This is a genomic window from Mucilaginibacter pineti, assembly GCF_900101875.1.
Taxonomy (GTDB): Bacteria; Bacteroidota; Bacteroidia; order Sphingobacteriales; family Sphingobacteriaceae; genus Mucilaginibacter; species Mucilaginibacter pineti.
The window spans coordinates 38,778-62,972 of sequence record NZ_FNAI01000017.1 but is presented as its reverse complement, the minus strand read 5'-3'; the positions used below and the strand labels follow the sequence as shown (position 1 = coordinate 62,972).

Genomic DNA, 24,195 nt, shown 5'->3' with positions numbered 1-24,195 from the left:
TTATTTGCCAAAAGCACTGCTTACATTTATAAACCGATATATTGTCCCGTTATATGAAAAAATCTATGTGTAAGCCTGCGCTTTACATCGCCATTTTATTTGTTAGTTTTTTTGCAGCCCAACCCGCAATTGCCGCCGTACCCGGTAAAGGCGATGGCTTAAAATGCGAGTACCTTATCAACCCCATTGGTATTGATGCCAAACACCCGCGTTTAACCTGGCTTTTGAATGATACCAAACAAGGCGCGTCGCAAACGGCCTACCAGCTTATTATCGGCACCGATTCGGTTGCGGTAAACGCAGGTAAGGGCGATAGTTGGTTAACCGCAAAGGTGGCATCGGCAGCAAACCTGGTAAGCTACCAGGGTAAGGATCTAAAGCCTTACACAAAATACTACTGGCGCGTGCAACTTTGGGACCAGGCAGGTAATAAACTTGCGCCATCAGCCATTGCCAGCTTTGAAACCGGCTTAATGGATATGCGCAACTGGAAGGGCACTTTTATAAGCGATAACAAAGGCATAGCGGTTAACCCTGCACCTTACTTTCGTCATACTTTTAAAATTGGCAAAACCATTAAAACCGCAAGGGCCTACATTGCCGTAGGCGGTTTGTATGAAATGTACATTAACGGCAAAAAGATAGGCAACCACCGGTTAGATCCCATGTACACCCGGTTTGACAGGCGCACTTTATACGTAGCTTATGACGTTACCGCCAATTTGCAAAGCGGCAAAAACGCCATAGGCGTACTGCTGGGTAACGGCTGGTATAACCACCAAAGCACTGCTGTTTGGTATTTTCACCAGGCACCATGGCGCAACAGGCCAACTTTTTGCCTCGACCTGCGCATTACCTATACCGATGGTTCGGTAGAAACTGTAACCTCGGGCACCAACTGGAAAACATCGCTTAGTCCGGTAGTGTTTAACAGCATTTACACGGCCGAGCATTATGATGCCCGCAAAGAACAACCCGGATGGAACATGCCCGATTTTGTGGATACCACCTGGAAAGGCGACGTGATCCCACGTTCGGCACCGTCGCAAAATATAGTTGCACAAAGTATGCAGCCTATTCGTAATGTAGAGGAGATCGACACAAAAACCATTACCAAGTTAGATAATAACCTTTGGGTGTTTGATATCGGCCGCAATATTTCGGGTGTGAGCAAAATAACCGTCAAGGGCGATTCTGGTACTGTTATCCGCCTTAAACATGCCGAGCGCCTGAACAAGAATGGTCATGCCGATCAATCAAATATCGACCTGCACTACCGCCCTACCGATGATAAAGACCCTTTTCAAACAGATATTTTTATCCTGAGCGGCAAAGGCGAAGAAACCTTTATGCCTAAGTTTAATTACAAAGGTTTTCAGTATGTAGAGGTTAGCAGCAGCAAACCCATTCAGCTTACCAAGGAAAGCCTAAAGGCCTACTTTATGCACAGCGACGTTACCCCGATAGGCGAGGTAAATTCATCAAACCAAACCATTAACCAAATCTGGAGTGCTACAAATCATTCGTATTTGAGTAACCTTTTCGGTTATCCTACTGATTGTCCGCAGCGTGAAAAGAACGGCTGGACAGGTGATGCCCACATTGCCAGCGAAACCGGTTTATATAACTTCGACGGCATCACCATCTACGAAAAATGGCTGGCCGATCACCGCGATGAGCAGCAGCCGAACGGTACCTTACCATCTATTATCCCAACCGGCGGCTGGGGTTACGAATGGGGTAACGGACCCGACTGGACCAGCACCATCGCCATTATTCCATGGAACATTTATATGTTTTATGGCGATAGCAAACTACTGGCAGATAGCTACACCGCTATTGAAAAATATGTAACCCATATTGATAACCTATACCCTACCGGCCTTACCACTTGGGGCCTGGGCGATTGGGTGCCTGTAAAATCGGTTTCGCCGGTGGAGCTTACTTCATCCGTTTATTATTATACCGATGCCAGCATTCTGGCCAAAGCCGCCAAAATATTAGGCAAACAGGCCGATTTTGTAAAATACTCAGCATTGGCTGCAAAAATTAAAAATGCCATAAACGCCAAATACCTTAATTCCCAAACCGGCGTATACGGTAAAGGCTTACAAACCGAACTAAGCGTACCACTATATTGGGGCGTTGTACCGGAAAATTTGAAAAGTAAAGTAGCCGCCAAATTGGCCGAGCGCGTTGCTGCCGATAACTTCCATTTAGATGTGGGAATTTTAGGCGCAAAAGCCATACTAAGCGCTTTAAGCGACAACGGTTACCCGGATGTAGCCTACAAAGTAGCATCGCAGGAAACCTTCCCTTCATGGGGCTGGTGGATGGTGAACGGTGCCACAACGCTATATGAAAACTGGCAGATAGATGCAAAATCCGACATCTCCCTAAACCACATCATGTTTGGCGAAATTGGTGCTTGGTTATACAAAGGCATCGCGGGCATCCACCCGGATCAGGATCACCCCGGCTTTAAAAATGTGATATTACAGCCGCACTTTGTACCGGGTTTAAACGAGTTTAACGCCACGCATGATGGGCCTTACGGCAAAATAATATCGTCATGGCAGCGCACACCAACCGGTGTTACCTACCGCGTTACCGTACCTGCCAACTCAACAGCCACTATTACCCTGCCTGCGGGCAAGGCTTACCTGAGTGGCAAACCGTTAAACACCACGTTACCTTATAAAGCTACAGCGGGCAGTTACGTATTTGAAGTGAAATAACACAACGCTCAATTGACATAGAACTTTCATTTTTAACATTTGCTTAATATGAAATGACCAATTTTTGACAGGCCGGTTAATCAACCGGCCTGTTTTGTATATAGATTTGTTACACGATTTTTTTTCGGTTACGGTCATGTACAAAAAATACACCTTATTACTCCTGCTGCTGCTAAACGTTGCCTTTGCACATGCCGAAGACCCCTGGGCTTTAAATACCAATAAAGAAGGCATTAAGGTTTACACTCGCCACGTAGCCAATTCAAAAGTTAAGGCCATTAAGGTTGAATGTTATTTAGATGCCACCGCCTCGCAACTGATATCGGTGCTTTTAGATATCAATGGTAGTGTTGATTGGGTTTATCATACAAAATCGGTTAGTCTGATCAAAAAAGTTTCACCGTCAGAATTGTATTATTACTCCGAAGTATCCGTTCCCTGGCCCGTTCACAACCGCGACTTTATAGCCCACATAAAAGTAACGCAAGACCCCACAACAAAAATAGTTACCGTAGATGCCCCCTGTATTGCAGATATGATCCCCGAAAAGGACGGCATTGTACGCATCCAGGAATCGGTAGGTAAATGGATCATTTATCCGCAGGAAAACGGACAAGTTAAAGTTGAATATACCCTGCACGTTGACGCAGGCGGCAGCGTACCCGCATGGCTGCTAAATATGTTCATTACCCAGGGCCCTACCGAAAGTTTTAAAAAGCTTAAAGTTCAATTGCAAAAACCCGCTTATAAAAATGTGAAGCTGGGTTATATTGTGAATTGACGCTATACAACTTTATTTTTCTACTATTTCACTACCGCGAGCTTGCAGCTCGTGGTTAACATGGGTTCAGCTTTCAGCTGAATAAAGCCGGAGGCTTTAACCTTGCTACCCACGAGTTACGCTACGCTAACCTCGCGGGAGTTTGAGCTTATCTGCTGACGAAATTGTCTGAACCTTGATTTTTAGGATTAAAGGATTGCCAGGATTTTTATCTGTACATCTATAAAACATCCGTTAATCCAAAAGCACTGTATCTCCGTTAACCTAAAAATCCGGCATCAGCAGCTTCGGAAGCACAGGCCCAGCCTAAGCAGAAACTTTCACAGAAGCTGGTGCAGCCGGGAGTTTATTCACGGTTGTTTATTTTTTAGGTGTTCATGAGGGCGCTACGCTAAGTTTCTTTGGTTAATTTCTTTTGCGGAAAAAGTACGGCGAAGCCATCTTGAGTTCCTTTAAAAAACAATAATCACGAAAAACGTGACATCCACTGGCTTGGAAAAAGCACTTACATCCCTCACGCGCACTGATCAATATACAGCAAATCCAACAACGAACCCTTCACAATTCCCACCCCTTAATGGATTATTCAATTATCAAAAATTATCATCTACGCTAATAAACATTAATCATTTGCAAAAAAAGCTGATAACAATTGCATGCGATTGCTGTACTTTCGTTAATAAGCATAAGGCCGAATAAAAGCAAACTCCCCCTTAACGTTAAAGATACATAAGGACGGTTTTGCAAATTATAACCGCTATTATTGCTTTAAACCAATTGAAGTAAACAAATACAATGAAGGTAGCTTTATTTGTGCCTTGCTACGTTGACCAGTTTTACCCAAAGGCTGCTATTGCCACACTGGAGTTACTGGAAAAACTTGGGGTTGAGGTTCATTATCCTAAAAATCAAACCTGCTGCGGGCAGCCTATGGCCAACTCTGGCTATGAGCACCTTACCACGGGCTGTAATAACCTGTTCATTGATAATTTTAGCGGTTACGATTACATCGTATGCCCATCGGGCAGCTGTACCCTGCATATAAAAGAACACCTGCACTCACCCCAAAGTGAGGACAAAGCCACCGAGATCCGTAAAAGGGTTTACGAGCTTACGGAGTTTTTGGTAGATATATTACATGTTGAACACCTGGAAGCCAGCTTCCCCCATAAAGTGGGCTTGCACCAAAGCTGCCACGGTTTACGCGGATTGCACATTGCCCAAATGAGCGAACTGGTGGCCCCGGCTTTTAGCAAACCAGCCAAATTATTAGATATGGTGCAAGGTTTGCAGCTGGTACAATTAGGCCGTCAGGATGATTGCTGTGGCTTTGGGGGTACGTTTTGCGTGGCCGAAGAAGCGGTATCATCAAAAATGGGTAAAGACCGGGTGGACGATCATATTGAGCATGGCGCCGAATACATTACCTCGGCCGATCTATCGTGTCTGATGCACATGGAGGGTATTTTACGCAGGCAAAACAGCAATGTTAAGGTGATACACGTTGCCGAAATTTTAAACCATAGCATCCAATGAGCAGCGCAGTAACAAAGGATCACGCAGAATTAGCCGAAATATTTAACCGGGACGAACCCCGGGTTGACTGGCACGACGAAACGCTTTGGTGGGTTAGGGCCAAACGGGATATCGCGGCGCAAAAGCTGCCCGAATGGGAATTGCTGCGCGAAACAGCATCGCAGATCAAGAATAACGTACTCTCTAACCTTAGCGAATATTTAACGCAGTTTGAGGCCAACGCCATCAAGAACGGCATAATTGTACACTGGGCTGCCGATGCCGCCGAGCATAACCAGATAATCCATAAATTGTTAAGCGATCGGGGTATCGACCGGATGGTGAAAAGCAAATCGATGCTTACCGAGGAGTGTCACCTGAACGAGTACCTGATAGAACGGGGCGTTGATGTGATAGACTCGGATCTGGGCGAACGGATTGTGCAGCTGGCGGGCGAACCGCCAAGTCATATTGTACTGCCTTGCATCCACAAGAAAAAAGAAGAAATTGGCGATATATTTCACGAACATTTAGGTTCAGCCAAAGGCGAATCGGACCCGAAGATCCTTACAGAAACCGCACGCCAGCATTTACGGGAAGTATTTTTAACCCGGAGATCGGCATTAACCGGGGTAAATTTCGCGGTTGCCGAAACGGGCGAATTTGTGATCTGTACCAACGAGGGTAATGCCGATATGGGTGCCCACCTGGCCGAAATCCATATTGCCTCCATGGGGATAGAAAAGATCATCCCCGAAAGGAAACATCTGGGTGTGTTTTTGCGCCTGCTTACCCGCAGTGCTACAGGCCAGCCTATTACTACCTACTCCAGTCATTTCAGTAAACCGCAAGCCGGTAAAGAAATTCATATTGTAATTGTGGATAATGGTCGCAGTATCCAGCTGGGCCGTAAGGATTTCCGAAATTCGCTAAAATGTATCCGTTGCGGGGCATGTATGAACACTTGTCCGGTTTACCGCAAAAGCGGCGGGCATAGTTATCATACAGCAGTTGCGGGGCCAATTGGCAGTATCCTTGCCCCTAACCTCGACATGAAAAAATATGCCGACCTGCCCTTTGCGTCAACGCTTTGCGGATCGTGCAGTAACGTGTGTCCGGTAAAAATAGATATCCATGATCAGCTATATAAATGGCGACAGGTAATTGTGCAGGAAGGCTACAGCCCCAAAGCAAAAACCCTGGCCATGAAGGGCATGGCATTCACGCTGTCATCTCCCGGTTTATATCGTGCGGCTGGCAAAATGGGTAGGTTTACGTTTAAATACGCGCCGTTTGCGGTTAATAACGGCATGAACCCCTGGTACAAACACCGCGAAATGCCCAAAGCACCCGAAGAATCATTTGGCGAATGGTACAAGAAAAGAGAAGGAGAAAAACGATGAGTCGCGAGAAAATATTAGCAGCCGTAAAGGCCAACCAGTTTACCAGCGCCGAACTGCCCGATCTTAATGTATTGGCATCGCTTACCGCTACTGATGCCAACCTGGTAGAAAAATACACCGCCATTGCCAGCGCGGGGGGGAGCTTTGTGTATGAAGTGGCTGATTTGGAAGCTATAAAAACCATCCTGCAAAAAGAATTTAAACCCGGCGTACAGGTAATATCAGGCGTTGCGGGTTTGACAGATTATACCGATGCGGCCAGCGTAGTGCACGAGCTATCGCACAGCTTTGCAAACGTAGAGCTTACCATACTGCAATCAAACCTGGGCGTTGCCGAAAATGGCGCACTATGGCTCACCGAAGAACAGATGCACATACGGGTACTGCCATTTATAGCCCAGCATTTGGCCATAGTGATTGATAAAAACAATTTTGTACCCACCATGGCGCAGGCTTATGAAAAAATTGGCGATGCCAGATATGGCTACGGCGCATTCATTTCGGGTCCGTCAAAAACTGCCGATATAGAACAATCGCTGGTTATCGGCGCACATGGCCCAAGGAGTTTATCCGTGTTTATTATTACATAGCCCCTTTTAGTTGAGTTTATATATTTTAATTGAGCCTGCCGGTTGGTTACCGGCAGGCTTTTTTGTGGGAATATCGTCTGAACTCTAATTTACCGAATTAGTGAATTGACAGGATTTCATTTAAATAAAAAATCCCGGCCACCCTTTAATCCTAAGAATCGTGGTTCAAACAATTCTCCTCCTCGTCAGCAGATAAGCTTCGGGCGAAAGCTGGCAGAACGATGGTGGCTTGTGCGGCTGCAGGGGCATAGCAAGTTTTGCAGAAGGGCGAGATCGAGCGGGTTGGGGCAAATAATTGCAGTCCGTGGTTCTGACTGATTTGCAGGGCAAAGGCCTTGTGCGGCAAAGAAGCCGCTCTGCTGAAAGCCTTTTGGTTACTTTGTGGCTACAAAGTAACTGGCCCTCCCGCGGCCAAGGGCGGGTATGCGATAACAAAGACCTCTTTAATTATAGAAATCAACCACAAATAATCATGACACAAAGATGAGTTTTACCTATTGTAAAAATATACCGATTGGTATATTTTTGTTGTGTTGAAATTAACAGATCAACATAGCAACAAAATGAAAACTTCACAAAACACCATTCTTATAACCGGCGGTAGTGCAGGTATAGGTTTTGAATTGGCAAAATCACTATCATCAAAAAACAACCATGTAATTATCATTGGTCGTAATAAACAGCGACTTGAAAAGGCTGCGGCACAATTGCAAAATGTAACAGCTGTTACTGCCGATATCTCCAATGCCGACAACGTAGAAGCATTGGTAGCCAAGTTAACTACCGAGTTCCCGGCGCTTAATATCGTGATCAATAACGCGGGTGCCGCCAACCTTAACAACCTGCTTACCGATACCAACACCTTTGAAAAAGCTGCCGAAGAAATGCTGACCAACTATCTTTCTGTGATCAGGTTAAATGAAAAATTGTTGCCTGCATTAAAAAAACAAACCGAAGCAGCTATAGTAAACGTATCATCCGTGGTAGCATTTGCCCCAAGCACTCGCTTGGCCACTTATGGCGCAACAAAAGCCGCCTTGCATGCTTACACCCGTGCTTTACGCCTTGTATTGGCCGAAACCAGCGTAAAGGTTTTTGAATTGATGCCCCCTTTGGTTGATACCGAATTTTCGGCAGAAATTGGTGGCAAAAACGGCATCCCGGCATCGCAGGTTGCTGATGAATTTTTGGTTAGCCTGGAAGCCAACAACTACGAAATAAGGGTTGCCAATACCGAAGATTTCTATCGCCTATACCTCTCAAACCCCGACGAAGCTTTACGGGTGATTAACCTGCCAAGAAACTAATTCATTTTTTTATCCTATAATATACCAATTGGTATATTATAGGATTTTCCATATGCCTTATATCCGATGAAAAAGAATATACTCATTATTACCGTTATAGCGGCCGCCATGATGGAACTCATTGACACCTCGATAGTAAACGTGGCGCTATCACACATGAGCGGTAATTTGGGTTCCACGCTCGAAGATACTTCCTGGGTAATAACAGCCTACGCAATAGCCAATATCATCATCATCCCCATGACCAGTTTTTTGACTACCAACCTGGGCAGGCGTAATTATTATATCGGATCTATCATTGCGTTTACGTTCTTTTCGGCTATGTGCGGTATGGCATCCAACATCTGGACGCTGGTACTGTTCCGTTTTTTGCAGGGCATGGGCGGCGGGGCATTACTGTCGGTATCGCAGGCCATTGTGTTTGAGGTATACGGCAAGGCCCGCATGGGAATTGCCAGTGCGCTTTTTGGCATAGGCGTTTTCTTAGGACCAACCATAGGGCCAACACTGGGTGGTTTTATTACCGAAAATTACTCGTGGCCCTGGATCTTTTACATCAATATACCTATTGGTATAGCCGTAACCGTATCAAGCCTGTTATTAGTTACCGAACCTGCCATAAAAGTGAAAGCCAAAGCCGTTGACTGGTGGGGCATCCTGCTGCTGGTTATTGGCATAGGATCATTACAAACCGTACTGGAACGCGGCGAAACCGACGATTGGTTTGCGGCCGGCTATATCGTTGTGTTAACGATAATGGCAGTCTTAAGCCTCACCGTTTTCATTTGGTGGGAACTTACCATCCCCAACCCGGTTATTGATCTGCGGGTGCTGAAAAGTAAATCGCTCGCAGTGGCAGCCATACTAACGTTTGTAACTGGTGTGGGCATGTTCACCTCTGTTTTTCTTACGCCGGTGCTGGCGCAGCGCATCTTTGGGTTTCCGCCTACTATAACAGGGCTTACCTTGTTACCGGGAGCTATATTGGCAATTTTCGGTCTGCTTTTTTCTGCGTCGCTATTAAAAAAGGGAGTGTCGCCGCTGATCATCGTATTTACGGGCTTTGTACTGTTCATCATCTTCAGCTATAAAATGTCGGGGTTAGATCTGGATGCTACTCCGGGCATTTTGGCGAGCAACCTTATTTACAGGGCCTTGGGTATGGCATTTTTAACCGTTCCGCTTACGGCACTGGCAGTTTCGGGGTTGGAGGCCAAGGATGTTCCGCAGGGTTCGGCGTTGAATAATATGATGCGGCAACTGGGTGGTTCATTCGGTATCGCCATGATAAATACCTATGTTGCCAAACGGTTTGGGCTGCACCGTAATGACCTGGTAGCCAACATCAGCATATATAATACCGAAGCCACGGCACGTATCAGTAAGCTTACGCAATACTTTTCGGGCAAAGGGATGCAGGCTATGGATGCCAAAAACAAGGCGATGGGCATAATAAACAGCGGTATTGATAAGCAATCGTTCCTGTTAAGTTACCTTGATGCCTACTTGTTTATCGGCCTGTTGTTTGTATTAGCCATGCCACTTTTGCTGCTGGTTATAAAACGGCAAAAACAAGTTAGGCCTATAGTGTTGGTTTCGGACCATTAATAGGGCCATCAAAAATTACAATATTAAAATACCAGTTGGTACATTTGCATTATGGAAAACGAATTGTCGAAAGCAGAAAGAACCCGTCAGTTTATTTTAGAAACTACGGCAGGCATTTTCAATAAAAAGGGATATGCAGGCACTTCCCTATCCGACCTTACCGAAGCCACCGGACTTACCAAAGGCAGCATTTACGGCAACTTTAAAAACAAGGAAGAAGTAGCGGCCGCCGTATTTGATTATAATTTAGACAAAGTGCGTAAGCAGGTGCAGCAACATATTCAAAAGGCAACAAGCTACCATGATAAGCTGATGGTTTACGCCCAGGTTTATCACACTTTTAATAAGGAAAAGTCGTTTCCGGTTGGAGGCTGCCCCATCCTGAACACCGCTGTAGAAGCCGATGATACCAATCTCATTTTAAAGGAGAGGGCTGCCGGGGCTATAGTACGCTGGAAAAGATCTATCGAAAACCTTATAAATTCGGGCATTAAGGCAGGGGAGTTCAGGCCGGGTATCGATACCAATGAAATTTCGCTGGCCATGATTGCGCTCATCGAAGGGGGCATTATGATAGCTAAGGTAACTGGCCATCCATCAAGTTTGGATACTGTTTTAAAAACTGTAGGCGAGTTGGTAAGCGGATTAAAACAATAGCCTGTAACTCAATTATTACACCATTATGATACGGCAACAAAAAACAAAAGCCTGTCGCCGGGCGTTATAAAGCGTACCAATTGTATAAAAATGTCTAAAAAAATCTTGGTCCTTGATGATAGCGAGGATATACTCGAAGTGATGAAAGATATACTTGAGCCGGAGGGTTACGAGGTAAAAACTATGAATTTCGCGGATGACATTGTTAAAGAAGCCATTGACTATAATGCCGATATGGTGATCCTCGATTACATATTGTTTGGTATAAATGGCGGCGAACTTTGCCACATGCTAAAAACTACGCCCATAACGGCGCACATCCCGGTTATCATGGTATCGGCCTATCCGCGCGTGCTGGAGTCATTGGGTAATTATGGTTCGGATGCTTTTATTGCCAAACCCTTTGATATCCGCGATGTAAGCGACACGGTTAAAAGCTGTTTCACCAAATCGGGATTGGATATGGAACACGCGTAATTGTTGCGCGTGTTTAAAAACACAATTGCCGGTATTTATTTCGAAATAAAAAATTAGCTTTATCATGTGCGACAAACATTCGCCAAAAGCTAAACCATGTATCAATTTGAAGAAACCGGCGGGGCAACTTACGGGCGCGTAAATGCCTCGTGGCCTTTTGCTAAACTAAAAGTAACCAAAGATAAGCTGGAACTGAATCTCTCCCTGTTTGGCAATCTACAATTCAGACCGGCAGATGTTACATCAATAGTACCTTCCAGTAATAGGTCTTTTTCAAGGGGCATCCGTATAAACCATACCGTTAAGGGCTATAAATCAATCGTTGTATTTAAATCGTTTACTAATACTGCCGAATTCCTGCGAAAAATAGACGAAACGGGCTTTCTTGCTAATAAAGAGCCGCTGTCTGTTTACGATGACATAGCCATAACCACTATGCAGGCAACAGGTGGTTTCGCCATGAAAACATCTGCAACAATTGCTATCGTAGCTATCTGGAACATTTTGTTCCTTCCGGATATTATTGGCCTTCTTAAAACCGGTGGTAAAATCAACCCACTTCATTTTTTTTTGGGTGCCAAATTAGCGTTGGGTTTTATGGTGTCGCTCTGCGCTGCGCTCATTGTGTCAGAACCTGTACGTAATTTGGTTTTAAAAGAAGGGCGTACCTTTAATGATATTAAAATATTTGTATATTTTTTGATGCTTATCACTACAATGATGTTGGTAATGTATATTATAGTACCGCTACAATTTCCTCATTAATGACCAGTGTGTTTTCCATTTGTTTTGCAGTTTGTTTTAGATAGCTTTATATAAACTTTAAACCTGCACAACCATGAATTGGAAACTTATATTTTTGCTATCGCTGTTTGGCCTGGCCATGAGCGTTGCAACGGTGTACCTTATCCCATCAAACAATGAAGGCTTTTTTTGGCTGCCCATATTTGTTGTTTCCGCTTATCTCATAGCTAAAAACTGTACCCAAAACTTCTTTTTTAACGGCTTAATGGTGAGTATAGTAAACTCGGTATGGATTTCCCTGGCGCATGTTATTTTGTTTGATGCCTATATGGCGCATCACGCCGCCGAAGCCAAACTTTACCTTCATCCTGCTATTCCGGTGCCGCCACGGGTTGCGGTATTTGTATTGGGGGTAGTGATGTTTGGCGTCGCCTCGGGCCTGGTTTTGGGCTTATTTTCTTTTATAGCATCAAAATTGGTGAAGCGGAAAACGCTGGCGTAACCTATGTCTGTCCAGCTTGATAATTTTTACCTGCAACAGCCCGAACCTACCCAGGGCTGCCTGCTTGCCCTACGCGAAATCATCCTGAAACAAGACAAAAACATTACCGCCGAATGGAAATACGGCATGCCCTTTTTTTGTTACAAAGGCAAAATGTTTTGTTATTTATGGGTACATAAAAAATACAAGCAACCCTACATTGGCCTGGTAGAAGGGCAACGATTCAACCACCCCAGCCTCATTGTAGAAAACCGCTCGCGCATGAAAATCATACTGTTTAATGCTAATGAGGATCTGCCCGTTGAAATTATTGAACACATCCTGAACAATGCTTTGGATTTGTACCGGAATGGGGTGATAAAAATAAAATGATCAAAACGCTGTACCTATCTGGAAGTTTAACCCGATGGATGAAGGCTGGTTATTGCCGAAACGCACCGGGTTTGATGCCGCTATGAAGTAATTACACAATTTGGCACGACGTATAATAAGGTTGTAAACCGGCGTAAACCCAAAACGACCGTTACTGTCAAAAGCTGCTCTGGTTATTAACGTAAACCCGTGCTTAAACCTGAACATGGTACCAGGATGAAAAAGAAGTCCGTTTGTTTTTGCCAAGCCTTTTTCAATGCGTATTGCCGGGGATATTTCAAAACTGATCCCAAACTCATCGCTCTTTAACAGGTTTACGCCTACCGGGAAGGTAATGTTTGAGCCGTGTGAAAAATTATTGCTGAACCGACCGTCCGAAAAAAAGATCAATGGCTCCGAAACGCTCATATACATCATTACTCTGGGATATGCTTGCGGTACCGGTTCCTGGGCATGTGCCTTACTGCAACAATAAAATAACAGCCCTAAAATAACACTACGTAAAAATTGTTTCATGCAGAAAAATGATGATTATAAAAAGTGTTAAGATGAGCATCGCATTTTAACTCAATAATAATCAAACATTAAATCCACTGCTATATCCAGTATGCGAGGTATCAGTTACCCAACATTTTTTGTGCCCGGTACAGGTTATCTGTTGCCTGCAAAATTTTGTCGTGCAGTTTGGGGTTATAATCAGGATTAGCCTTTAAAAAATCGTTCACCACCTGGTAGGCTTCCTTGCTTTGATAACTGCCGAATACGGAACCCAACCACGATTGCGGGAAAAACACATCGCCGGTGCGTTGAATTTCTGCCAGTAGCTGCAAACTTTCGGGCAGGTATTTGATGGAGGTTTGCTGCCTTAACGGGTGGTTTAAATAATACAGCGCAGTGGTTACCCAGGCCTCCTTCTGGCGGTTCTTGCGTTCCTTTAAGCCATTAAAAAAAGCATCTCTTTCGGCTACATTCAAAGATAAGGCGGGCATCAAATAATCGAGCCTGTTTCGGCGGTCGATATTGGTTACGCGGGCTTGTTGCTGTTTGATGACTGAGGTAGCGGTATCACTTTTAAGGGCAAGTGTAAGTGCCAGCGAGGTATAATCGTCTTCATTGAGTTTAACGCCTGCAGGGGCTTGCTGCTGTTGCCATACGTTGTACATTTTGCTTTGTGCATCGTGGCTCAGGTACACATCCTGGTAAGCTTTAAATAATACCTTTTTGTTGTTGGGCAGCGTTTGCTGCTGCATGGCCGTCCAAAGGTTTTCTTCCAGGGTTGGGTTAAAGGCCAGCCGGTCTTTAGGCAGTGTAAATCCCCAGTAAATATTGGTGATATAGCCCGTTAGCATCCTCAAATTCATTTCGTTTTTTTCGGTGCTTATGCCAAGGGTAAACAGTTTTAACAATTCATCCGGTTTAAATGAGCGACCGGCCAGCATATTTTCATAAGCGTTTATATAAGCCGAGGCCCTTTGCAACGGACTTGCCAGCGTAAACAAACTGCCCGTCATGCTTTTATCAACCGGGAATAATCCGTAACCCATACCATCGGCATTAAATAAAATGTACAGTGGCTTGGGCATACCCTGCGCGGCGGCCAGTGCTATTTGCTGCTTGCTCATATTTACAGCCAATGATTTACTGTACGTTGGATATACCAACGTAATATGAAACACCTGCGGCCAGATGCGGGCCTCCCCTGTTTCGGGGTGCTGACTGATGGTAAATTTATTGATGTTATTGCCCGTATAATTAACGTTGTATTCAAAAACCGGCCTGCCAGGCTGGTTAACCCAAACCTTGTTCCAGGTGTACAGGTTGGTTGTACTGTATTTGCTGAGTATAGCGATCAGATCGTTCCAGGTGGCGTTGCTGTAGGCGTATTTTTTGAGGTATTCGCGGATGCCTTTCTGAAAGTTATCCTTCCCCATCAGCAGCTCCAATTGGCGCATCATAATTGGTGCCTTATGATAAATAATGTTGCCATAAAGCGAGCCTGCATCCTGCAAATTATCTAACTGCTGACGTATTGGATTTGCGCCCGGCGTACGATCAATACCATAGGCGGCGGGGTAATGATCCTGCAAAAACTTAAGGTTAAAGGTTTCGCTGCCCATGAGTTTTTCGGTTACCTTATCGGCCATAAAATTGGCAAATACCTCCTTCATCCACACATCATTAAACCAATCCATTGTAACCATATCGCCAAACCACATGTGGGCGGTTTCGTGCGAGATAACATTTGATCGCGCTATGAATTGATCTTTGGTAGCACCATCATCCAAAAACAGGGCCGATGCTTTGTACTGCACCTCACCCGGATGCTCCATGCCACCAAACTGAAAATCGGGAATGGCAGCAAAACCCACCTTCTGGAAAGGGAAAGGTATGCTGGTCCATTTTTCTAAAAAGCTGATGGCATCCTCGTGTGCTTTAAATATCGAATCGACACTAAATTTTATGGTGATCGGATCGGTTTCGCGATATAAAAGCTCGGCACCACGCTTGCCCAACATTTGTTTTACCGAAGTGTATTTACCCGCGGTGAACGAGAATAGATACGTGGGCAGTTTATCTGAATTGGCAAAGTGATAGGTAATATTTTCCCCGGTAACTACCGAATCTTTTTTTACGGCGTTGGCCAAAACCTTCCAGTCTGCCGGCACATGCAGGGTTAATAAAAACCGGGCTTTCAGATTTGGCTGATCAAAGCATGGAAATACCGTACGGGCGCGGTCGGGTACAAAAAGGGCATACAGGAAATCGGCATTGCGGTTGAGAGAGCCTTCCTCACCTATTTTAACCTCGGTTGTTATGGTATTTCGGCCTTTATGCAGAAATTGCTTGTCTATAATTAAATGTTCGTTTTTGGATACTGCTGGAATATGAACACCATTCGCCAAAACTGCCGATATATGATCCGAACCTGGTTTAAAATCTAATTGTAAGTCCTGGGTAACATCGGTCAAATCAAAACTAACGTTACCGGCTACCGTTATGTTACGTTCTTTTTTTGCTGGTATGTTAAAATCAAGGAGGTATTGAATATTACTGATTACTGCATGGCGATAAGTTGCCAGCTTAAAAGAAACACCGGGCTCAACAGCTACGGGTTCGCTACTTTGTTGCGCATAACCAATTGTACCTATAGAAACCAATAAAATAACACTTGTAAAAAATCCCTTCACCTTGTAATAGTTTAATTGTTAAAGTTAACCCTTTATAGCTATTAAAGTAAAAGGACCGGCTTTAAAAGCCGGTCCGCACAAGTTTTTTACAAAATGCAGCCCCTATTTTGTGCCCGACAAGTTAAGGTTGATGGCATTTGCTTGCGACGCGATCCTGAAAACCGCATTATCCGGTTTAGAGAACGTACCCTGCGAGGCAGAGATGCCATAATCCATACCTTCAAACTGGCAATCTATGCTATGTGGATTAATTGCTTTGAAGGGCAATTTGGCACTTTCAGCTGTAGTTAGGTCGAGGTACCAGTCGGTTACTTTTACGCTTATCAGCTTCATTTTTACCTGCTGCTCATCAATATCAAATTCCAGTGAACCCTCAACAGATTTAAGCGGCCAGGAGATATGCAGTTTTCCTTCGGCGGGGTTAGTAACTACGGGGTCGCCTCCTTCCAATAATGTTTCCTTACCGTTTATCGTGGCTTTAAATGCAAGCCCTGCAATTTTTTGAGGCGTACTCCAGATGTAGCCATCAACCAAAGGCAATGTAAAAAAAACGCACTCGTTTGATGTAGCCGCTTCCTTTTCATAAACCGAAGGTAATTTCTCATTAAACAAATGAATATCGCGGAAACGCAGTGTGCCTTTATCCCACAATAAATTTACGCGGTAAAACCGGCTGTTGAACCAAACCGTTTTGCGGTCGCTGCCTTCCAGATCATGATTTACAGTAACCGACGTTGCCGGGGTAACCTTGTAATGCGCACTAAACCATTTGCCCGATTCGGCCAGGGTTTCCACCTTTACTTTGCCTTCATCGCGTAAATGGGCTATCAGCGGCATCTGCAGCTCCAGTCCTTTAGCCATTGCGTCCCAGGTAAATGAATTTTCCTGACCGGCCTGCGTATAGGCAAACTCCATCGATTCGCCCTGTACAAATTCCTTAAAATACCAATCGACCCAGGCGGCGCTGCCCCCTGCATCTTTATAAACCGGTTCGAGGGTGGTAACGCCTTGCCTTGTGGTGCCAAGTCCGTCATCGTACTGACGAACCGGGTCACTGCCCAGCATCCTGAAGATGGGCACGGGAATTTGGTTGGCCTCGTTTTGGGCAGGCATGTATGAATTTATTTTGCTGGGATAGTAAGCCTGGTTCCAATAACCGCCCCACATGGTATAACCATCGGTGCCATATTGATCTTTACAGTTGCTTGAGGCCACTATTTTATACTTTTTGTACATATAGCTTAAGCTATGCGCATCAATAAACCACGAGCCTACCGATTTTGGGTAGTAGCCGAAGATCTTTTTAAAATCGGCCATATACACGTCGGTCAGTTTATCGCGCTCGGCCAGCGAATAGCCGGTAGAGAAGCCGATGTTAGCGCGCCAGTCCCAAGGGTACCGGCCGCGCCATTTTAGCCCTGCCTTTTCAACCAAGGGCTGCGGAATTTCCCACCAGGCTCCAATTTCAAAACTATCGCGCGGCAGGCTTTTTAAAAGCTTTTGATAACGCGGGTCCATCAGCGCATCATATTGCAGCAAAAACGTGCCGCCAAGCTTATACTTTTTCATCAGTTCTACCTGTTTAACCACCGTTTGGTACAGCACATCTTCGGTGATCTGTGCGTCGCGCGGTTCAAGCAGGCGAATGAAGTTTACAATGTTCACTATTTTGGGTTTGTCCTTGTCCGCACCCGCCGGTATCGGATGGGCAAAAGCCGACCCCAATAAACATAGCAGGCAGCTATAAACAACACACATTTTTAGTTTTACGCTATTCATGGTTTAATTTAATAAGTAGATTTTTGCCGCGCGAGGCATTGCAGTTAGTAATTGGTTGATTGGCAATTCAGTTGCAAACTGTACCATTAACAAATATAGATGTAGTTTAACGATAGCTATCCCCCACTGTCTGTATGTGTAAATTATAAGTAAGGCAGGTAATTTAAAATTGGCAAATGGTTTAAATCAATTTTATATATTTGCGCCAATGCTCCCGTAGTTCAACGGATAGAATTATGGTTTCCGGTACCATCGATATGAGTTCGAATCTCGTCGGGAGCACAAGAATAAAAAAGGGTTTTGCTATTCAGCAAAACCCTTTTTTATTGGGAACAAGGACTTTTGGATAAAAGACCAAGGACTAACTATTTTAATTCATCTTTTTTCTTTTATCCTTATTCCTTTATCTTTTGTCTCTCAAAAAACCTACACATTAAACCTAAAGTGCATAATATCGCCATCCTGTACAATGTAGGTTTTACCTTCAACGCCCAGTTTGCCGTTATCTTTAATGGTGGCTTCAACGCCGTTATACTTTACAAATTCATCGTACTTAATAACCTCAGCACGGATGAAACCTTTCTCAAAATCGGTATGGATAACGCCCGCTGCCTGTGGTGCGGTAAAGCCCTGGGTAATTGTCCAGGCGCGTACTTCCTGTACACCGGCGGTAAAGTAGGTGGCCAGGTTCAGCAAACGGTAAGCAGCTTTTATCAGCTTGTTTACGCCCGATTCTTCCAAACCCAAATCGTTCAGGAACATCTGGCGTTCTTCGTATGATTCCAGTTCGGCAATCTCGGCTTCTATCTGGGCAGATATGATCAGCACTTCGGCTTTTTCTTCGGCCACGGCGGCCTTTACCTTGTCAACATAAGCGTTGCCGGTAGCTACAGAGCCTTCGTCAACATTACAAACGTACATTACCGGTTTGGCGGTAAGTAACCATATATCGGCAATATATTCTTTGTCTTCTTCTTCAACCGGGGCAGTACGTGCAGATTTACCGGCCAGCAAATGGTTCTTATAAACGGTTAAAACATCAAAGGTTTTTTTAGCCTCTTTATCGCCACCGGTTTTGGCCATTTTCTCTACCTTCTGAATTTTCTTTTCTATCGAATCCAGGTCTTTCAGCTGCAGTTCGGTATCAATGATCTCTTTATCGCGGATCGGGTCAACCGAGCCATCAACATGAATCACGTTATCGTTATCAAAGCAGCGCAGTACGTGAATAATAGCGTTAGTAGCCCTAATGTTGGCCAAAAACTGGTTACCCAAACCCTCGCCTTTGCTGGCGCCTTTAACCAAACCGGCAATATCCACAATTTCAATAACGTTTGGCACGATGCTTTTTGGCTTTACTATTTCGGTAAGCTTTGTTAAACGCTCATCCGGTACCGTAATTACGCCCACGTTTGGCTCAATGGTGCAAAACGGAAAGTTGGCCGCCTGCGCCTTGGCATTTGATAAGCAATTAAAAAGTGTTGATTTGCCCACATTTGGTAAACCCACTATCCCACATTGTAAACCCATATTGTATTAAACTATAAATACTAAATTTTGAAATCCTAAACTCTAAATCCCAAATCTCTCAATTGTAAAAGCGTAAGTTATTGTAAATGAATGGCAAATATCCAACAATCACTTAATGACCAACTACTTAATGACCTAATGAAATTTGCGCAAAGATAACAGAAAAATTTGCACCGTAATTTGAAAAAATAAACGACTTTTGCCGTCGTTAAAAAACCACAAACAGGTTTATCATAAGATGTAAAAAAAGAGGGCTTTAATATGGAAGAGATGGTTGAGCAAATAGAATTGTTACTGGAAAAGGAAGACGGTACCCAATTGCAGGAATATTTGAACAACCTCAATATATCCGACGTTGAAGAACTTATTGGCGAACTGCCTGAACATGGCCCTAAATTTATCGAAACCCTTTCGCTTAACCGGGCGGTAAATGTTTTCCGTATCCTTGATTTCCCTACGCAGGAGCGTATCATCAAAAAACTTTCGGGCCCACGGGTTGCAGATCTGGTAAACGAACTGCCGCCGGATGACCGTACGGCTCTTTTTGCCGAATTACATGGCGATGCCGTTAAAAAACTCATCCTCCACCTATCGCCAGAGAACCGTAAGGAAGCGTTATCGCTTTTAGGTTATGAGGAGGATAGCGTTGGCCGTTTGATGACGCCGGATTATATAGCGGTAAAAAAAGCATGGGATGTTACCCGCGTGCTATCGCACATTCGCCGTTACGGTAAAAACTCCGAAACCATTGATGTTATTTACGTAATTGACGAAAACGGTGTATTGCTTGATGACATCCGCATCCGCGAGATCTTGCTGGTAAAACCCGAAACCAAGGTGAGCGACCTAATGGATGGCCGGCTGATCTCCCTGAGTGCCAGCGATCCGCAGGAAGAAGCCATCAACGTTTTCAGGATGAATAACCGCACCGCCCTGCCCGTTATTGATAACGAAGGGATTTTGCTGGGCATTGTTACCGTTGATGATATTTTGTGGATTGCCAACGAAGAATATACCGAAGATATTCAGAAGATTGGTGGTACCGAGGCTTTAGAAGAACCTTATCTGGATATTAACCTGTTTCGCCTGGTAAAAAAGCGTGTAGGCTGGCTTATTGTTTTGTTTTTAGGCGAAATGTTAACAGCTACAGCCATGGGCTTCTTTGAAAAGTCAATTGAAAAAGCAGTGGTGCTGGCACTATTTATCCCGCTTATTATATCAAGCGGTGGTAATGGGGGCTCGCAGGCATCAACTTTAATTATACAGGCTATGGCACTTGGCGAAGTTACTGTAGCAGACTGGTGGCGTGTAATGCGCCGTGAAATACTTTCGGGTTTGATGCTTGGTGTTACGCTGGGTACCATTGGTTTCTTCCGTATTTTTGCTTTTGCTATGGTGTGGCCGCATCTTTACGGCCCATATTGGATGCTGGTAGGCTTAACGGTAGGCTGCGCATTAGTAGGCGTAGTTTTATGGGGATCATTAGCAGGCTCCATGCTGCCCCTCATTCTTAAAAAACTTGGTGCCGACCCCGCTACATCATCAGCCCCTTTTGTGGCCACCCTGGTTGATGTTACCGGTCTTATTATTTATTTTTCCATAGCGTTACTATTTATGAAGGGTACATTGCTTTAATATTTACCCACATAGCTTGTTTTATAACTTATAGTTTATATTTTAGAGTAATCTTAAACACTAAACAATATCATAAAACAATGGACGTAATTGAAACACCAGAAAAACTTCCGGAACCTTTTCCTCAACCAGAAATTGTGCTAACAAAAGAGGCGCAGTATTATTTAGCTACAGCAACTAAATGGGCTACCTTTTTAGGTATTCTTGGTTTTATATTTTGCGGTTTGTTTTTAATATTCTCGCTATCTTTCGGAGCTATAGTTTCCCAGATGGCTAAATTTATGCCTTACAATCCTGCAACGGCAATGATGGCTGGCATGGGTGGTGGTGTCATAGTTTTTTCGCTGCTAATAGATCTGCTTTATTTTTTCTTCGCGCTTTACATTTATCAATTTGCCACAAAAGTTAAGGCAGGCATTAAATTTCAAGACAGTGCACTGATAACTAAAGGCTTAGAAAAGCTTAAATCATTTTTTAAACTTTGGGGAATTGTAACCATAGTTATCATAGCAATATATATACTGTCATTTATAGGCGTTATAATTTTTGCTGCAACTATGAAAAGTGCCGCGGGTTTTTAACCAACTGAAGAACATACCAAACCAATATCCAACAAAAAAACCTGCTTTAGGGCAGGTTTTTTTGTTATAATATAGTTTAGTTTGTTTCGATTATATTTCGAACGAAAAATCTTCATCGGCAGATGCTTTGGCAACTTCTGGGTTTTCAGAATACTCGTAGCGTTTTTCAACAACATCCTGGTTGGCCCTTATGTAGTCAACCGTATCTTTTAAACCTTCGGCAAATTTTTCAAAATCCTCTTTGTATAAAAATATCTTGTGTTTAATAAAAACACCGTCTTCCAAACGCTTTTTGCTTTCTGTTATAGTAACATAATAATCGTTTGATCGGGTTGCTTTTACGTCAAAAAAATAAGTCCTCTTCCCGGCTCTCACCTTCTTTGAAAATACCTCTTCACGCTCTCTATTGTCAAAATCTCCCATAATGAATTTACCTGTAATTAGTTTTGGTTGGCATAAATATAAATAAAATTTCAAACTGCAAGTATTTAATTGAATTTTATTGCGGTTTTTGAAACAATATGGCCGTTTTTTGTGCGAAAAATTAAATTTTAGGGGCCTGCTCCTCTTCCTCCAGCAGTTGTTTTTCGTACAGTTCAAAGTAGGTACCTTTAAGCTGCATGAGGTATTGGTGGTTGCCGTATTCAATGATGCGGCCGTTATCCATCACCAGTATTTTATCGGCATTTTTTATGGTAGATATACGGTGAGCTATGATGATGCTTGTTTTGTTTTGCATTACACGGCCAAGGTTATTCAATATCTCCTCCTCGGTACGGGTATCCACCGCCGACAAACAATCATCAAATATCAATACCTGCGGATGTTTAAAAATGGCACGGGCTATAGAAACACGCTGCTTCTGTCCGCCGGATAGCGTAACGCCACGCTCGCCAATAAGGGTGGTAAAGCCCTCTTCCAGTTCCATAATGTTGTTGTAAACCGCTGCATCTTTGGCGGCCTGTTCTACCACGGGCATATCCAGCACATCGGCACTAAAGGCAATATTATTGGCAATGGTATCTGAAAACAGGAAAACCTCCTGCGGTACAAAACCAATCTGCGAGCGGTAGCCTTCCAAATTAAGGTGCTGCAGCGGTACGCCATCTGCCATAACCTGGCCGCCGGTGGCATCATACATGCGCATGACCAGGTTGGCTATGGTTGATTTCCCCGACCCTGTGCGACCAATTATAGCCACCATTTGCCCCGGCTCTACCGTAAACGACACATCTTTTAAAGCCTCAATGCCGGTATCCGGGTAAACGAACGACACATTTTTAAATTCAATTGCGCCCTTAACATGATGTATAGGAGCTTTGGTAGATATGATCTCGGGCTGTTCATGCAAAAACTCGTTGATGCGTTTTTGCGATGCTGCAGCCCTTTGGATAAGCGACGTAACCCAGCCCAGCGAAATTACCGGAAAGGTGAGCATATTCAGGTAAACTATAAACTCGGCAATGTTGCCCGATGTAATGTTGCCCTTCATTACCTCTACCCCACCAACGTACATGGTGATTACGTTGCTGAGGCCAACCAGCAGCAGCATAATGGGGTAAAACATGGCCTGCACTTTTACCAGCGCCATGGAATGCGTTTTGTAATTCTCACTTTCGGCAGCAAAGTTTTTCCTTACAAACCCCTCGCGCACGTATGATTTTATAACCCTGATCCCCGAGAAATTCTCCTGTACAAAGCTCGACAGCGCCGATAAACGTTCCTGGATCTGCTCACTCCTAAAGTTGATGACGTTGTTAACGTAGTAAATGATACCCGCCAGAATGGGCAGCGGCAATACCGAAAATATAGCCAGCCTTACGTTAACCGTTAACATGGCGTAAATAACCAGCACAAACAACACTACTGTATTTATGGTGTACATAATGCCCGGCCCCAGGTACATACGCACCCGGCTTACATCCTCGGTAACACGGTTCATTAAATCGCCGGTATTGTGGCGGCGGTAAAACGCAAGTGATAAACGCTGATAATGGCTGTAGATCTCGTTCTTAAGATCGTACTCAATATGGCGCGACATGAGGATGATGGTTTGCCGCATAAAAAACAGGAACAAACCCCTCAGTAATGCAAGCACCAAAACAAGTATACCAAACAGCATCAGGCTGCTGCCAAAAATATCATAGATCATGCCCTGCCTGTTGAAACCGGCAAAAAGCTGGTAAGCGCCTATATTTTCGGTTACCAGGTCAAACGCCACGCGGATAACCTGCGCCGGCAGCACACCAAAAATATTGGATATAATTACAAACAGCACACCCGGAATTAACCGCCAGCGGTATTTGTAAAAAAATTTATTGAGGTATGCGAGGTCCTTCATGTTTTATGTAGTCCGGAAGTCGGGCAGACCGAAAGTCCGAAAGATCAAAAGTATTAAAATTTGGATGGATTGGTTGTGTGGAAAAGTCGGAACGGTGTAAGAATGTTGTGATGGTTTTATTATCATACTTAACTGTATGTACTTTTACTGGTGCTGGCTTTCAGCCATAAGTGTTCAAAACCTTAGAGACCTATAAAAAGGTTGTCATTTCGACGAGCCCGCATGGGAATTGTGTGTGAGGGGCAAGGAGAAATCTTCAACGAAATACTGAGTCCACTTGCATATCGCAGAAGATTTCTCCTCGTACCTCGTTCGAAATGACAACCGTTTTATTTATTTCGAACACTTATGGCTTTCAGCCCGTGCTATGGCATTGTTCCGGCTTTCAGCCACCACGTAGGCTGGAAGCTTACTCAATACCACATACAGGTTACGCTGCGCTAAACC

Annotated in this window: 20 protein-coding genes and 1 tRNA gene; 15 read left to right on the top strand and 6 right to left on the bottom strand. The window is 44.2% G+C overall.

All coding sequences use genetic code 11. The features are described from left to right. Positions 1–53: 53 nt before the first annotated feature. From BLS59_RS26360 to BLS59_RS26305, 12 genes are all read left to right on the top strand, one after another. Positions 54–2,738, top strand: a complete 2,685-nt coding sequence (locus BLS59_RS26360) for an alpha-L-rhamnosidase (RefSeq protein ID WP_205411354.1) — start codon at positions 54–56, stop codon at positions 2,736–2,738. 136 nt (positions 2,739–2,874) lie between these two features. Then, on the top strand, positions 2,875–3,519 hold the full coding sequence (locus BLS59_RS26355; protein ID WP_091155294.1) for an START domain-containing protein: 645 nt from the start codon (positions 2,875–2,877) through the stop codon (positions 3,517–3,519). Between the two features lie 795 nt (positions 3,520–4,314). Next, positions 4,315–5,055, top strand: a complete 741-nt coding sequence (locus BLS59_RS26350) for a (Fe-S)-binding protein (protein ID WP_091155063.1) — start codon at positions 4,315–4,317, stop codon at positions 5,053–5,055. Beyond that, complete coding sequence (locus BLS59_RS26345; RefSeq protein ID WP_091155060.1) at positions 5,052–6,437, top strand: lactate utilization protein B; 1,386 nt, start codon at positions 5,052–5,054, stop codon at positions 6,435–6,437. Before BLS59_RS26350 ends, BLS59_RS26345 begins: the two co-directional genes overlap by 4 nt. Then, complete coding sequence (locus BLS59_RS26340; RefSeq protein ID WP_091155057.1) at positions 6,434–7,027, top strand: LutC/YkgG family protein; 594 nt, start codon at positions 6,434–6,436, stop codon at positions 7,025–7,027. Before BLS59_RS26345 ends, BLS59_RS26340 begins: the two co-directional genes overlap by 4 nt. Before the next feature lie 563 nt (positions 7,028–7,590). Further along, positions 7,591–8,334 carry an SDR family oxidoreductase gene (locus BLS59_RS26335; RefSeq protein ID WP_091155053.1) on the top strand — a complete coding sequence of 248 codons (744 nt, stop codon included), beginning with the start codon at positions 7,591–7,593 and terminating at the stop codon, positions 8,332–8,334. 66 nt (positions 8,335–8,400) lie between these two features. Beyond that, positions 8,401–9,942, top strand: a complete 1,542-nt coding sequence (locus BLS59_RS26330) for a DHA2 family efflux MFS transporter permease subunit (RefSeq protein ID WP_091155049.1) — start codon at positions 8,401–8,403, stop codon at positions 9,940–9,942. Positions 9,943–9,993: 51 nt separating this feature from the next. Beyond that, a complete protein-coding gene (locus BLS59_RS26325; RefSeq protein WP_091155045.1) occupies positions 9,994–10,599 on the top strand; it encodes a TetR/AcrR family transcriptional regulator in 606 nt (201 codons plus the stop codon). Positions 10,600–10,689: 90 nt separating this feature from the next. Further along, positions 10,690–11,076 (top strand): response regulator, encoded by a 387-nt coding sequence (locus BLS59_RS26320; protein ID WP_091155042.1) that lies wholly within the window; start codon positions 10,690–10,692, stop codon positions 11,074–11,076. A gap of 96 nt (positions 11,077–11,172) precedes the next feature. Next, entirely contained in the window at positions 11,173–11,841 is a 669-nt protein-coding gene (locus BLS59_RS26315; protein ID WP_091155038.1) for a hypothetical protein, read from the top strand. A 73-nt stretch (positions 11,842–11,914) separates the two neighbouring features. Continuing rightward, on the top strand, positions 11,915–12,322 hold the full coding sequence (locus tag BLS59_RS26310) for a hypothetical protein (RefSeq protein WP_091155034.1): 408 nt from the start codon (positions 11,915–11,917) through the stop codon (positions 12,320–12,322). Between the two features lie 3 nt (positions 12,323–12,325). Next, positions 12,326–12,694, top strand: coding sequence for a DUF1801 domain-containing protein (locus BLS59_RS26305; protein ID WP_091155030.1), 369 nt, complete (start codon positions 12,326–12,328; stop codon positions 12,692–12,694). Here the strand turns inward: BLS59_RS26305 and BLS59_RS26300 are convergent, their stop codons facing one another. The 3 genes from BLS59_RS26300 to BLS59_RS26290 form a co-directional block, all read right to left on the bottom strand. After that, the gene (locus tag BLS59_RS26300; RefSeq protein WP_091155026.1) at positions 12,695–13,210 is read right to left on the bottom strand and encodes a hypothetical protein; all 516 of its coding nucleotides are present in this window, start codon (positions 13,208–13,210) and stop codon (positions 12,695–12,697) included. It lies immediately after the preceding gene. A 101-nt stretch (positions 13,211–13,311) separates the two neighbouring features. Continuing rightward, positions 13,312–15,882 (bottom strand): M1 family metallopeptidase, encoded by a 2,571-nt coding sequence (locus BLS59_RS26295; RefSeq protein WP_091155023.1) that lies wholly within the window; start codon positions 15,880–15,882, stop codon positions 13,312–13,314. 102 nt (positions 15,883–15,984) lie between these two features. Beyond that, positions 15,985–17,661: a hypothetical protein gene (locus BLS59_RS26290; protein ID WP_091155020.1), complete on the bottom strand. Its 1,677-nt coding sequence runs from the start codon at positions 17,659–17,661 to the stop codon at positions 15,985–15,987. A 210-nt stretch (positions 17,662–17,871) separates the two neighbouring features. Here BLS59_RS26290 and BLS59_RS26285 point away from each other — a divergent pair. Beyond that, positions 17,872–17,943 (top strand) — tRNA-Arg (locus tag BLS59_RS26285). Positions 17,944–18,087: 144 nt separating this feature from the next. Here BLS59_RS26285 and ychF read toward each other — a convergent pair. After that, entirely contained in the window at positions 18,088–19,191 is a 1,104-nt protein-coding gene (gene ychF / locus BLS59_RS26280; protein ID WP_091155016.1) for a redox-regulated ATPase YchF, read from the bottom strand. Between the two features lie 261 nt (positions 19,192–19,452). Between ychF and mgtE the strand changes: the two genes are divergently transcribed. Together mgtE and BLS59_RS26270 are read left to right on the top strand one after the other, a co-directional pair. Then, entirely contained in the window at positions 19,453–20,826 is a 1,374-nt protein-coding gene (gene mgtE / locus BLS59_RS26275) for a magnesium transporter (protein WP_091155012.1), read from the top strand. Between the two features lie 80 nt (positions 20,827–20,906). Then, positions 20,907–21,407: a DUF5362 family protein gene (locus tag BLS59_RS26270; RefSeq protein WP_091155008.1), complete on the top strand. Its 501-nt coding sequence runs from the start codon at positions 20,907–20,909 to the stop codon at positions 21,405–21,407. 90 nt (positions 21,408–21,497) lie between these two features. Here the strand turns inward: BLS59_RS26270 and BLS59_RS26265 are convergent, their stop codons facing one another. Then, complete coding sequence (locus BLS59_RS26265; RefSeq protein WP_091155005.1) at positions 21,498–21,830, bottom strand: DUF3276 family protein; 333 nt, start codon at positions 21,828–21,830, stop codon at positions 21,498–21,500. Positions 21,831–21,951: 121 nt separating this feature from the next. Then, on the bottom strand, positions 21,952–23,748 hold the full coding sequence (locus BLS59_RS26260) for an ABC transporter ATP-binding protein (protein ID WP_091155001.1): 1,797 nt from the start codon (positions 23,746–23,748) through the stop codon (positions 21,952–21,954). Positions 23,749–24,195 lie beyond the last annotated feature (447 nt).